General features: G+C 72.7%; 9 protein-coding genes. 3 read left to right on the forward strand and 6 right to left on the reverse strand.

What is annotated here, in order from left to right:
- Nucleotides 1-17: 17 nt before the first annotated feature.
- The 3 genes from ACZ514_RS12165 to ACZ514_RS12175 form a co-directional block, all read right to left on the reverse strand.
- A complete protein-coding gene (locus tag ACZ514_RS12165; RefSeq protein WP_469124642.1) occupies nucleotides 18-3044 on the reverse strand; it encodes a tetratricopeptide repeat protein in 3027 nt (1008 codons plus the stop codon).
- Nucleotides 3041-4963, reverse strand: coding sequence for an HSP90 family protein (locus ACZ514_RS12170; protein ID WP_469124643.1), 1923 nt, complete (start codon nucleotides 4961-4963; stop codon nucleotides 3041-3043). The genes ACZ514_RS12165 and ACZ514_RS12170 overlap by 4 nt, the downstream gene beginning before the upstream one ends.
- 151 nt (nucleotides 4964-5114) lie before the next feature.
- Entirely contained in the window at nucleotides 5115-5654 is a 540-nt protein-coding gene (locus ACZ514_RS12175; protein ID WP_468164130.1) for an RNA 2'-phosphotransferase, read from the reverse strand.
- Nucleotides 5655-5816: 162 nt separating this feature from the next.
- On the opposite strand from ACZ514_RS12175, the gene ACZ514_RS12180 reads away from it, so the two are divergent.
- The gene (locus ACZ514_RS12180) at nucleotides 5817-6572 is read left to right on the forward strand and encodes an aquaporin (RefSeq protein WP_469124644.1); all 756 of its coding nucleotides are present in this window, start codon (nucleotides 5817-5819) and stop codon (nucleotides 6570-6572) included.
- Between the two features lie 115 nt (nucleotides 6573-6687).
- On the opposite strand, the gene ACZ514_RS12185 is transcribed toward ACZ514_RS12180, so the two are convergent.
- The 3 genes from ACZ514_RS12185 to ACZ514_RS12195 form a co-directional block, all read right to left on the reverse strand.
- Nucleotides 6688-7602 carry a MerR family transcriptional regulator gene (locus tag ACZ514_RS12185; RefSeq protein ID WP_468164134.1) on the reverse strand — a complete coding sequence of 305 codons (915 nt, stop codon included), beginning with the start codon at nucleotides 7600-7602 and terminating at the stop codon, nucleotides 6688-6690.
- 267 nt (nucleotides 7603-7869) lie between these two features.
- Complete coding sequence (locus tag ACZ514_RS12190; RefSeq protein ID WP_469124697.1) at nucleotides 7870-9642, reverse strand: SDR family oxidoreductase; 1773 nt, start codon at nucleotides 9640-9642, stop codon at nucleotides 7870-7872.
- A gap of 5 nt (nucleotides 9643-9647) precedes the next feature.
- Complete coding sequence (locus tag ACZ514_RS12195) at nucleotides 9648-10517, reverse strand: M24 family metallopeptidase (protein WP_468700571.1); 870 nt, start codon at nucleotides 10515-10517, stop codon at nucleotides 9648-9650.
- Nucleotides 10518-10727: 210 nt separating this feature from the next.
- Here ACZ514_RS12195 and ACZ514_RS12200 point away from each other — a divergent pair, with 210 nt between their 5' ends.
- Together ACZ514_RS12200 and ACZ514_RS12205 are read left to right on the forward strand one after the other, a co-directional pair.
- The gene (locus ACZ514_RS12200; RefSeq protein ID WP_468164138.1) at nucleotides 10728-11717 is read left to right on the forward strand and encodes an ABC transporter ATP-binding protein; all 990 of its coding nucleotides are present in this window, start codon (nucleotides 10728-10730) and stop codon (nucleotides 11715-11717) included.
- Nucleotides 11707-12594 carry an ABC transporter permease gene (locus tag ACZ514_RS12205; RefSeq protein ID WP_468700573.1) on the forward strand — a complete coding sequence of 296 codons (888 nt, stop codon included), beginning with the start codon at nucleotides 11707-11709 and terminating at the stop codon, nucleotides 12592-12594. The genes ACZ514_RS12200 and ACZ514_RS12205 overlap by 11 nt, the downstream gene beginning before the upstream one ends.
- Nucleotides 12595-12615 lie beyond the last annotated feature (21 nt).

The following is a 12615-nucleotide window of genomic DNA, read 5'->3' on the forward strand; positions in this document are numbered from 1 at the left end:
CCGGGCCGGGCAGGGGCTCAGGCCGTCAGCTGCGCGATGACCCGCCGGGCCTGGGGGGCCACCCATTCCGGAGCCATGCCCTCGGGAAGGGTCTCGACCTCCTCCAACAGGGCCGTGATGAGGGCGGCGCCCACGGCGGGACGGCCCAGCTCGTGATGGGTCCAGGCGGCGTTGTTCAGGCACTGGAAGCGGTCCTGGAGGTGCTCCAGCCCGAGCTTCGCGTACAGCTCGGCCGCGCGCTCCCACAACCGGATCTCCTCCAGCCGCAGGGCCTCGACAGCCGCCGGGCTCAGCGAGTCCCCGGCCGGGGACTCCCCCGCCCCCTCCGGCTGTCGGGCACTCACCAGCCGGTCCAGCACCTGCGCCAGCTGGTGCCAGGTCTGAGCGAGTTCGGAGAGCAGTTCCGGATCCCGCGAGCCATCGGCCGCCAGGGCCTTCTCCAGGACCTCGGCGGCCTCGTCCATCAGGACCCGGGCGGCTGCCACCGTCTCCTCGGTGACCTCCTCGCGCATCCCCAGCCAGGCCAGCGAACGCAGGATCCGGACCTCGGAGACCACCGCATCCCCGGTCAGCCGGCGCAGTTCCAGGGCCCGCCGGTACGCGGCGACGGCCTCCTCGTCCAGGCCCGCGTCGGAAAGGCAGTCGGCGGCCGCCTGCGCGAACCGTGCCTGCGGCCGCGGGTCCTCCCAGTCCTTCACCAGTTCGGCGGCCAGCAGGAACTGCTCCGCGGCCGCCCGGGACTCGCGCAGGTCGCGCAGCAGATTCCCCAGGAAGTCCCGGGCGGAGACGGCCTGTCCCTCGCCGTGCTCCAGCAGGTCGGGCAGCGCCGACTGGAGCACCTCCGCCGCGTCGGCGGTCCGGCCGTCCCGGGCGTAGGCCTGGGCCAGCATCCGCCGCGCCTGCGCCCCGCCGTCGGCAGCCAGACCGGCCTGGTCGAACCAGTGCGCCGCCGCCAGGGCGTGCTCGGCCGCCTCCGTCACCGTGTCCTGCCCGCGCAGCAGGACGTCCGCGAGGGTGAGGCGTACGAGACCATGCTGCTCGGGGTCGGTCTCCTCGGCGGAGTGCTCCAGGCCGGACCGCGCCGCCGCCTCGGCCTCCTCGGTCCGTCCCAGCGAGAGCAGTACCCCGGCCCGCAGTACGAGGGGATCCACCGCCTGCCACGGCCGCCCGGCCCCCACGGCACGTTCCGCGGCGGAGGCCAGCAGTTCCAGGGCCCGGTCGGTGTCACCCTGCGAGAGGGACAGACGGCCCAGCATCTCCTCGGCTTCGGCCGCCAGGTCGGGGAGGGCTTGCCCGTAAGAGGAGACGAAGGCGGAGAGTTCGGCCGTCAGCAGCTCGTGGCCGTGGTCATGACCGTCCCCGTCCCCGTTCCCGTGGTCGTGCCCGTGGTGGCCGTCCCCGTGATCCGCCGCGTGTTCCCGGGCGGCCTCCGCCGAGCGCAGGTACGGCTCCAGCCGCAGCGCGGACAGTTCCGCGACCGCGATCCGGCGGGTCCGCAGCGGTTCCGCCGCGTCCAGCGCCTCGGCGGCCCGCAGTCCCGCCGCCAGCAGCGCGCGGACCTCCTCCGGCGCGGCCCCGGCCTGCGCGGCCGCGCTCGCCAGCCGCAGCTCGGCCAGGGCGGCGCGCTCGGCCTGCCCGAGCGCGCGGTAGCCGTCGCGGACGGCCGCCAGCAGTTCCGCCGCCTCGGGTGCTCCGGCCCGTGCGGCCGTCAGGGCCCGGTGGTCGGCCACCTCGGCGCGCAGCAACGGGTGCACCTCCGGTTCCGGCAGCGCGGAGACCCGTACGGCCACCTCCGCCCACAGCCGGTCCGCGTCCGGGTGGCCCGCGTCGCGGGCCTCGCGGGCACGCTCAACGAGCCCGGCGAACTCGGTGGCGCTCACCGGCACCGCCGCGGCGGCCGGTGCCGGGATCGGGGCCGTCGGCTGCGGTAGCGCGGCACTGCGTACGCCCAGGGGCAGGGCGTCGGCCAGCGGCGCCCGCGAGAGCCGTTCCAGGAGCCGGTCGGAGACCCGGGTGGTGCCGTTGCGCACGTCGAACCGCCCCGCGATGCCGAGGGCCTCCCCGCGGAGGACGCCGTGCAGCTCACCGACGGTGCGCGCGGAGCCCTCGTACGGCACCGTCGGGTCGGCTCCGTGGCCGAGGTCGACGAGGCGCCGCAGCAGGACGACGACTCCGGCGTAGAAGTCCATCTGCGTCCTGACGTCCACGAGCGGCCGCAGGTGCGCGCCGTGCTCGGCGAGGATCTCCACGCCGCGTGCCTCGTTGCCGGTGAGGGCGCAGAACTCGATGTGCTGGCCGATCGCGCGCAGCAGGCTTTCCTTGCCCCGCGCCATCCGGTAGCCGCGCAGGTGGTGCGAGCGGGCCTCATCGGTGCGGCCGAGGCGCAGCAGGGGGAGCAGCGACCGGGCGAGGACCCGGTGCGGTTCCTCCATGCAGGTCTGTTCGCCGCTCAGTACGGGCCCCCATACCTCGATCGCCCTGGCGTCTTCGCCCTTGGTCGCCCAGAAGACGCCCTGGGAGTTCGTCTCGCAGGCGTGGCAGTCGCTCATCCCGTCCCGGTCGGCCGCCCGCCACCGGGCCATGGCCCGCTCCGCGCGCTCGTCGTCGCCGATGGCGTCCGCGAGGAAGTACTCGGACTGGCGTACCGCCCGCTCGCTGTAGCCGGCGATCCGGTAGCGCTTCTCCATGTCGTCGAGGTAGCCGGTGACGGAGGAGACCGGTACGTCGGGAGAGCTGATGATCTGGCCCGAGACCCACTTGAAGCGCCAGAAGAGGGAGTGGGCGTCGTTCGGGGTGAAGGCCGACGGATCGCGGTCGTACTCCTGGAGCAGGCGGGCGAAGGGGACCACCATCCGGCTCCGTTCGGCGCTGTACTCGTAGGAGTCGATCTGGTTGATCAGCGCGATCCGGAACACCTCGCTGTCACCGCACACCTCGGCGGCGGCTGTCAGCGCCTCGGCCTGGGCGTTGCGCGCGGCGCCGTGGGGCAGCCCGCGGTTCTCGCGCAGGGCGCGCCGGATCTCCTCGGGGGTCAAGGTGCTCACTTCTCGTCCTCCTGGGACGTGCCGGCCGGGGTCTCGGCGGAGTGGGTCGCCCATTCCAGGAGCCCGATGAAGGCCCGGTTGAGCAGGGCCGAGTCGGCCGGGCGCAGCGGCCGCTGGGACATCAGCAGGGCCTGGCCGTAGAGCGATTCGACGGCGGTGCCGGCGAGCGTGGGATCGGCGAGCCCCGCGATGCGCCGGACCAGGGGGTTGTTGTGGTTCAGGACGAGACGGGCGCGCGGGCCGGAGCCGCGCAGCGAGCCGAGGATTCCGCTCCACAGGGAGTCGGCGGACTCGAGGGCGGTGGTCCGGTCCCGCTCCTGACGTGCCTGACGGTCGTCGAGGTAGAGCGCGGGTACGGCCACGGGCTGGAAGGCGCGCAGCACCACGTCGCAGCTCTGGGCTTCCAGACGGGTGCGGGCGGTGGAGAGGAAGGAGGCGAGGGACAGTTCGGCGGCGGTGGGGACCGGGTCGAGGCGGTCGGTGACGGCTCCCGCGTCCAGCTCGGTGACCTTCAGATCGGGGCGTACGGAGGGCAGCAGCGCGAGCAGGTCGGCGTCGTAGGTGTAGCCGGCGTTGACGACGCCGAGGCCGTGCGCCGCGGCGATCGGGGCGATCTGGCGGAACTCCTCGACGGTCCGCGTGAAGTGGATCTCGGAGTGGGCCGCCGTGAACTCCTCCAGGTTCATCGATCCGTCGCTGGTCTCGAACGGCAGCCAGGGCAGCATCAGCCCGAGCAGTTCGGCGTCGTGCCGGGCGAGGGACTTCACGCCGAGGTGGTGGACGCTCAGGAAGGCCGCCAGCCGCTCCGGTTCGGTCGCGGCGAGTTCGGCCAGCCAGGAGCGGATGCGGGCGCCGAGGGCTTCGCGTACGGCGGCGAGGGTCTCGTCGTCGTAGAGGTTCTCGCGGGAGGCAGTGGGCCGCAGGGTGTCGGTGTCGAGGACCGCGCGGACGAAGAAGGCCCAGTCGGGCAGCAGGTTGTCGGCCTGGTCGGTGAGCAGCATGCCCTTGAGGTGGACGCGGTGGCCGGCCCGGTGGGCGGGGCTGGTCGGTTCGGGCAGTACGTACGCGACCCCGCGCACGCCCGCCACCGGCAGGTCGAGGTCGATGCTGTCGAGCGGGGTGAAGCCGAAGAGCTGCGCGCAGTGCCCGGCGAGTGCGACGCGCCGGGCGGCCGGGGTGGGGTGGGCGCGGTCCCATACGGCGGGCCGGTCGGTGACGGGCCGGGGGGCGCCGCCGGTGCCGTCGTCGAAGGTGATCGGGTGGGGGAGCAGGGAGCCGTAGTCGCGGGCGAGGCGTTCGACCCGGGCGGGTTCGGTCCACTCCTCGGCACCCGGGCGGGCTTCCAGGTGGACGGTGGTGCCGGGCTCGGGGCGGGCGTCGTGGGGCAGTTCGCGCACGGTGTAGGAGCCGTCGTCCGTGGCCAGCCACTCGACGGGCGCCGCCCGGGGGTCGCGGGCGGACCGGGTGACGACGCGGATCTGGCGGGCGACGACGAAGCAGGCGAGCAGGCCGATGCCGAACTGGCCCAGGAACTGCTGGCGGGTGGTCTCCAGGCCGTGCAGTTCGGCGGCGGAGGCACCGTCACCGCCGCGCTTGGAGCTGCGGCCGATGGTGGCGAGGAGGGAGTGGGCCTCGGCGGCGGTCAGTCCGATGCCGGAGTCCTCGATGGTGACGCGGCCGGCGGTGGCGGTCAGGCGGATGCGGACCTCCGCGCCCGGTTCGAGCGCATGGCGGGCGGTCACGGCGTCGACGGCGTTCTGGAGGAGTTCGCGCACGTAGACGCGGGGGCTGGAATAGAGGTGGTGGGAGAGCAGGTCGACGAGGCCGCGCAGGTCGACCTGGAAGTTGTTGACGGCGCCCTCGGCCGGTGGACCGGCGGGGAATTCGGACGGGGACGGGGACGGGGACACGGAGGTCATCAGGCATCAGCTCGCTTGCTCGCGTGGTGGTCGGCGATCGCGAGGTACCCCCCTCACTGATGCCGGAACGAGGAACAGAGTAGGTGGACGATCCGACAATCACTCCGCGAATTCCGCACCGGCCCGGCGGCTCCCCCGACGGCCCGGTCCGTCAGCGGAAGCGGATGAATTGCGGCGGGACGGCCTCCGCCAGCCACACCCCGTTGGCGCTGATCCGGAAGACGTGCCCGGCCGCCCGCATCGCTCCGGCGTCCACGGTGAGGACCACCGGCCGGCCCCGGCGCGCGCCGACCCGGGTCGCCGTCTCGCGGTCGGGCGAGAGGTGTACGTGGTGGCGGCCCATCGGGCGCAGGCCCTCGGCGCGGATCGCGTCCAGGGCGGCGGCGACGGTGCCGTGGTAGAGGTGCGCGGGCGGTTCGGCCTCCGGCAGGTCCAGGTCCACCGCGACGGTGTGTCCCTGGCTGGCCCGGATGCGGGTGCCGTCGACGGCGAACCGCTGCTTGTCGTTGGCGGCGACGACATGGTCGAGCTCGGCCCGGGTGAAGGGGAATCCGTGGTCCGCGGCGGCCCGCAGGAGGTCGTCGATCTCCACCCAGCCGTGGGGGTCGAGCGCCAGTCCGATCCGTTCCGGCTGGTGGCGCAGGTGTTTCGAGACGTATCTGGACACCTTCACGGTGCGTCGGTCATCCATGTGCCCAGCTTGGCGGCTCGAGGCGGTTCGCAGCAGCGATTTTCCAGGCCGGGCGGGGCCCACGTCCCTCTATCGCATTTCCAAGATACGGAATACATTTTCCGCATCACGACGTATCCAGAGGGAGAAACTATGACCGATAAGGCCTCACTGCTTCGGCGTGTGGCTGCCGAACTCATCGGCACCGCAGGCCTGCTCGTGGTGGTGATCGGCTCCGGCATCCAGGCCGCGAACCTCAGCCGCGACACCGGTGTCGCCCTCGTCGCCAACTCGCTCGCCTCCGCGATCGGCCTCGGCCTGATCATCACCCTGTTCGGGCCCCTCTCCGGTGCCCATCTCAACCCGGTCGTCACCCTCACCGCCTGGTGGACGCGGCGCACCGGGGGCGACGGCCTCGACGCGCGGGAGGCCTTCGCCTACGCCGCCGCCCAGACCGCCGGTGCCATCGCAGGTGCCGTACTGGCGGAGACGATGTTCGGCCGCACCCCGGGCACCTTCTCCACCCAGGTCCGCGACGGGGGCCACCTGCTGATCGGCGAGATCGTCGCCACCGCCGGACTGGTCCTGGTCATCCAGGGCCTCGGGCGCATCAGCCGGCCGAAGCTGATCCCCGCCGCGGTCGCCGGGTACATCGCCGCCGCGATCTGGTTCACCTCGTCGGGGTCCTTCGCCAACCCGGCCGGCACCATCGGGCGCGCCTTCAGCGACTCCTTCACCGGCATCGCCCCGCAGTCCCTTCCCGGGTTCGTCGTGGCGCAGCTGCTCGGCGGTGCTCTCGGACTCGCCCTGGCCGTACTCCTCTACGGGCGCGAGCGCCACGACGACGGCACCGGAGCGCCGCGCTCCGGGCAGCCCGAGACGGAGGTCGTGGTGGCCGATATGCCGCGTGCGAGCGGGGCCTTCGAGGCCATCGTCTAGGCGATAGCCCACGTTGCCCACAGGGGGAAGGGGGTTGTCCACAGCCGTTTCAGCGGGTTTCGGTGCTGTCTGAGCGATTCGCCCCCCGGGCCTCCTGTGGACTACCGATCGAGCATTACCGGCCGCCTCGGCTCGCCAGATCGTTCATCGTCCGGGCCTGCAGTTCCCGTTCCGTCGCGGCCCGGACGAACTCCGACACATGGTCCGCACCCACCAGTTCCTGCACCGCCCGCACGGTCCCGGCGGGCAGGGCCACCGGGGCGGGGCCGGCCGGCCGCGCCGCACCGGGTGCCCCCAGATGGCGCTGGAGGTGCCGGGTCGCGAACAGCCGCATCGCCCGTGCCAGCTCGGCGTCGACCGTCTGCTGGGCCAGGGGCCGCAGTCGGCGCACCATCGTCGCCGCCTCCGCCGCGTCCGCGTCCGTCGGCGGCACCTGCCCGAGATAGCGGGCGAACACGTGCTCGGTGGTGAACTCCAGGAAGCGCGAGGCGATGTGCTCGACCTGCCCGCGCAGTTCCCGCAGGTGCCCGGTGATGGCCCCGAGGGGCACCCCGGCCGCGTACAGCTCGGCCGCCACCGCCAGCTCCTGCGGCGAGGGCACGAGGAACTCGTCCGGACGCCCCGGAATCCGCTCCAGGACCCCCAGCTCGCAGGCTTCGTCCACCGCGTCGTCGTCGGGCAGGCCGCCGAACCGCGCGTTGAGGTCTGCCCGGCTGATCCGGTCGGCCTCCTCGTCGGTCCAGGGCCCGTGCACCTCCGCGACCAGGCCCAGTACGCCGCCCAGCCCCCGCCCGGCGTCCCAGGCCTCCAGCAGCTCCTTGATGGAGGCCAGGGTGTAGCCGCGGTCCAGCAGGTCCGCGATCTGGCGCAGCCGCGCCAGATGCGTGTCCCGGTAGACGTTGGACCGCCCCCGGCGCTCCGGCTTCGGCAGCAGGCCGCGGTCCTGGTACGCGCGGATCGTGCGCACCGTCGCCCCGCTGTGGTGCGCCAGATCCTCGATCCGGTACTCGGCTACCGCCTGATCGGACAATCCCGGCTCCCTACGACATGGCGGCTCGGCCGACCGCGCCCGCCGCGGTCCGCGCGGCAGGAGACGCCGCCGGGGGCTCGACCGCCTCGAGCAGCGAGCCCTCCTGCGTGGGATGGTACGACCGCGCGCGGGAGCCGGGTATGCCCGTGCCCGGCCCGCCGGCGACCGGCCTCGCGGCCACCGCTCCGGCGGCGCGGACACGCCCGCCGGCCGACGCCCCCGCGGCCGCCCCTCCGGCCGCGCGGACCCGCCCGCGGCGTGCCGGCCTCACAGCCGGGGCTCCAGCCTCGCGAGCCGGCGCAGGGTGTTCGGGGCGAAGCGGGACATCCACAGGGCGGCCTTGGACTCCGGGGTCACCGGTACCACGGCCCGGTTCTTCACCACGGCCAGCAGGATCGCGTCCGCGACCTTCTCCGGGGGGAAGTTGCGCAGCCCGTACAACCGAGAGGAGCGCTCCTGGCGGCGCTTCTCCTCCGCCGCGTCCACCCCGGCGAACCGGGCGGTGGCGGTGATGTTCGTGTTGACGATGCCCGGGCAGATCGCCGAGACCCCGATCGACTTGGACGCCAGCTCCGCGCGCAGGCACTCGCTCAGCATGAGGACCGCGGCCTTGGAGGTGCTGTACGCGGGCAGCGACGAGGAGGGCAGGTAGGCGGCGGCGGAGGCGGTGTTGACGATGTGACCGCCCTGTCCGCGCTCGGCCATCTGCCTCCCGAAGATCCGGCAGCCGTGGATGACCCCCCACAGATTGACGTCGAGGACCTTCTTCCAGTCCTCGGAGCCGGTCTCCAGGAAGGAGCCCGACAGGCCGATCCCCGCGTTGTTGACCAGCACGTCGACGACCCCGTACTCGGCGGCGACCTTCACCGCGAGCTTCTCCATCGCCTGCTCGTCACTGACGTCGACGCACTCCCCCCATGCCTCGGCGGCGCCGACGAGCCGAGCCATCTCGGCCGTGCGCGCCGCGCCCTCCCCGTCCCGGTCCACGGCCACGATCCGGGCCCCGGCCTCGGCGAACGCGAACGCGGTGGTCCGCCCGATCCCGCTGGCCGCTCCGGTGACCAGCACCAGCTGCCCCCCGAACCGGTCCGCGTACCTGCCCGGCGCACGCAGCTCCGGCGCCCGTGCGGCGGGCTCCTCGCGGGCGGTGACGAAGTCGGTGATCCACGCCGCAACCTGGTCCGGCCGGGTCCTGGGGAGCCAGTGCTTCGCGGGCACGGTCCGCCGCACCAGGTCCGGCGCCCAGTGCTCCACGTCGTCGTAGAGCCGCTCGGAGAGGAAGGCGTCCCCGGTCGCGACGATCAGCTGCACCGGTACGTGCGCGTACGCGTCGGTGCGGGGACGGCTCATCCGGGCCCGCACGTTGTCCCGGTAGAGCCAGGCACCGTGCGCGGCGTCGGAGGGCAGCGAAGCCGTCGGGTAGGGGCCGGCCGGGATGCCCTCGAACCGCTCCAGGACCTTCGGCCAGCGCTTGGCGAGCGGCCCGCGCCAGGCGAGCTCCGGCAGCACCGGCGTGTGCAGCATGCCGACGTACCAGGACTTGGCGCCCTGACCCAGGAGCTGGGCGGCCCGCCGCGGGGTGGGGCGCGCCATCCGCTGCTTGATCCAGTGCCCGAAGTGGTCGAGGGAGGGCCCCGACATGGAGGTGAAGGAGGCGATCCGGCCCTCGGTACGGGCGACCGTGGCGAACTCCCAGCCCTGGACGGAACCCCAGTCGTGTCCGACCAAGTGCACCGGACGGTCCGGACTGACCGCGTCCACCACGGCGAGGAAGTCGTCGGTCAGCTTCTCCAGAGTGAAACCCCCGCGCAGCGGCACCGGAGCCGAGGAGCGCCCGTGGCCGCGTACGTCGTACAGCACCACGTGGAAGCGGGGAGCGAGCCGCTCCGCGACCTCCGACCAGACCTCCTTGCTGTCCGGGTAGCCGTGCACGAGCAGCACGGTCGGCCGGTCCGGGTCACCGAGCTCCACGACGCACAGCTCGATCCCGCCGGTGCTCACGCGGCGCTCGCGCGCGCCCTCCAGTGCCGTCCCGCTCATCCCGCTCATGCCGCCTTCTCCTCAGCCCAGCGCCGCACGTGCGGCAGGTCGTCGTCCAGCCAGAACGCGCTCTCCGCGGGATCCCTGGAGTCGGTGACGACCAGGATCTCCTCGAACTTCGCGCCGGTCCCCCGGAAGCCCAGGTGCGGCTCCACCGCCCACAGCCCGGGCCGCGGCGGATGGTCGGAGAAGCGGTAGGGGCTCCAGAGCGGTGACCAGCCCTCCCGGTGCCCGTGCAGGGCGTCGGAGGCCAGCCCCTTGAGGGACTGGCCGCCGAAGCCGAACACGGTCGGGGACCAGCGCCGCTCCCTGACCCGGTCGATCTTGTGCGCGATGACGCCGAAGGGGTAGGCGCGGTGCCGGTTGGCGTACCCCTGCCGGGTCATCAGCCGCTCCACGTTCTCGTAGATCTCCCGCAACGGCCGGCGCTCGCGCACCTGCTCCAGGATCAGCTCCCGGTGCGGGCGCAGGTCGGACATCAGCCGGTCCTGCACCGGATTCAGGCCGAGACTGCCGGAGTAACCGATGTCGGCCGCGTAACCCCGGTACACCGGGGCCATGTCGAGGATGAACGGCATCCCCGGCTCCAGCCGCCGCGAGGTCGGGAAGAACTGGAGCGGGATCCTGAAGTTCGCGAAGGCGGTCCGGTCCCCGAACCAGGCGAAGGGCAGGTGGAACCAGTCCCGCACCCCGCGCTCGCGCAGCCAGTCGCGCTGCATCCGCGCCGCCTCGCGCTCGGTCACCCCGGGGCGCAGTTGCGCCGCCACCGTCTCCGCGCACTCGTACGCGAGCCGCTGGACCTCTCTGAAGCCGCGCAGTCCGGCGGAGAGCTGCCCGGAGTCGTGCGCGGTGCGCTGCTTGGTGTCCCCAGTCATGCCGCCCGTCCGTCCCTGTGGCCCGACGCTCCCGAAACTTGACACTGATGAATGTGACAATGCCTGGAGACCGCGTCAAGGCCCATGCACCGACCTGTGGAAAACTCCGGCGCATCAGCCTTCCGTCAGGGTTCGTAGTCCTCAAGGCTGATACGCGTTCCCGCTCCAGGTCTGACGATCCGCGGTCCCCGCAGCACTAACGTCGAAGCCGTGACTGTCATCGCGACCGAAAGCCTGAGCAAGCGGTACCCCCGAGTGACCGCCCTCGACCGGCTCTCCCTGGACATCGGGCCCGGCGTGACCGGACTCGTGGGCGCCAACGGAGCCGGCAAGTCCACGCTGATCAAGATCCTGCTGGGACTGTCCCCCGCCACCGAGGGCCGCGCCGCCGTGCTCGGACTGGACGTCGCCACGCACGGCAGCGCCATCCGGGAGCGGGTCGGCTACATGCCCGAGCACGACTGCCTGCCACCCGACGTCTCGGCCACCGAGTTCGTCGTCCACATGGCGCGCATGTCCGGGCTCCCGCCGACCGCCGCCCGTGAGCGGACCGCCGACACGCTGCGCCACGTCGGACTGTACGAGGAGCGCTACCGTCCCATCGGCGGCTACTCCACCGGCATGAAGCAGCGGGTCAAGCTCGCGCAGGCGCTGGTCCACGACCCGCAGCTGGTCCTCCTCGACGAGCCGACCAACGGCCTCGACCCGGTCGGCCGCGACGAGATGCTCGGCCTGATCCGCCGCGTCCACACCGACTTCGGCATCTCGGTCCTGGTCACCTCCCACCTCCTCGGCGAGCTGGAGCGGACCTGCGACCACGTGGTCGTCGTCGACGGCGGGAAGCTGCTGCGCTCCAGCTCCACCAGCGACTTCACCCAGACCACGACCACCCTCGCGGTCGAGGTCACCGACTCCGACGCCCACCCGGACGGCACGGCTGCCCTGCGCAAGGCACTCACCGCCGCGGGCGTCAGCCTCCACGCGGGCGAGGAGCAGGGCCTGCCCGGAGCCGGCCACATCCTCCTCGTCGAGGCCTTGGGCGAGGACACGTACGACACCGTCCGCGACACCGTCGCCGACCTCGGCCTCGGCCTGGTCCGCATGGAGCAGCGCCGGCACCACATCGCCGAGGTCTTCCGCGACAGCGACCGGACCTCGGCCCCCGCCCACCCGAAGGGAGCCGGCTCCGATGGCGCCTGAGACCTCGACCCAGATCCACAACATCGGCTACCGGTCCTACGACGGGCCCCGGCTCGGCCGCGGATACGCCCGCACCTCGCTGTTCTCGCAGTCCCTGCGCGGTGCCTACGGCCTCGGCCGCTCCGCGAAGTCCAAGGTGCTGCCGATGATCCTCTTCGCGGTGATGTGCGTACCCGCGCTGATCATCGTCGCGGTGGCCATCGCCGTCCCCGGCTCCAGCGATCTGCCGATCAAGTACACGACGTACGCCCTGACCACCCAGGTGGTCATCGGCCTCTATCTCGCTTCGCAGGCGCCCCAGTCGGTCTCGCGGGACCTGCGCTTCAAGACGGTGCCGCTGTACTTCTCGCGGCCCATCGAGCGGGTCGACTACGTGCTGGCCAAGTACGCCGCCATGGCGTCGGCCCTCTTCATCCTCACCGCCACCCCGCTGCTGATCATGTGGATCGGCTCGCTGCTGGCGAAGTTCGACTTCGGTCACCAGACCAAGGGATTCGGGCAGGGACTGGTGTCGGTACTGCTGCTGTCGCTGCTCTTCGCAGGCCTCGGCCTGGTCATGGCCGCACTCACCCCGCGCCGCGGCTTCGGCGTGGCCGCCGTCATCGCCCTGCTGCTCATTCCCTACGGGGCCGTCTCCACCATCCAGGCCGTCGCCTACTCCACGGGGAACAACGGTGCCATCGAGTGGATGGGCCTGTTCTCCCCGGTCTCCCTGATCGACGGAGTACAGACCGCGTTCCTCGGCGCCACCTCTGCCTTCCCGGGCGGCGAGGGGCCCTCCGCCGCCACCGGCATCGTGTACCTGCTCGTCGTGTTCGGCCTCATCGTGGGCTCCTACGCAGCCCTGATGGCCCGCTACCGGAAGGCCGGGCTGTGACCTCCCACCCGTCGCCCACCA

Source organism: Streptomyces sp. NPDC034086 (assembly GCF_055575515.1).

Bases quoted from the DNA above. Each gene is read 5' to 3' on its own strand.
- ACZ514_RS12170 (WP_469124643.1), bottom strand. From the start codon at position 4,963: ATGACCTCCGTGTCCCCGTCCCCGTCCCCGTCCGAATTCCCCGCCGGT.
- ACZ514_RS12175 (WP_468164130.1), bottom strand. From the start codon at position 5,654: ATGGATGACCGACGCACCGTGAAGGTGTCCAGATACGTCTCGAAACAC.
- ACZ514_RS12190 (WP_469124697.1), bottom strand. From the start codon at position 9,642: ATGAGCGGGACGGCACTGGAGGGCGCGCGCGAGCGCCGCGTGAGCACC.
- ACZ514_RS12195 (WP_468700571.1), bottom strand. From the start codon at position 10,517: ATGACTGGGGACACCAAGCAGCGCACCGCGCACGACTCCGGGCAGCTC.
- ACZ514_RS12205 (WP_468700573.1), top strand. From the start codon at position 11,707: ATGGCGCCTGAGACCTCGACCCAGATCCACAACATCGGCTACCGGTCC.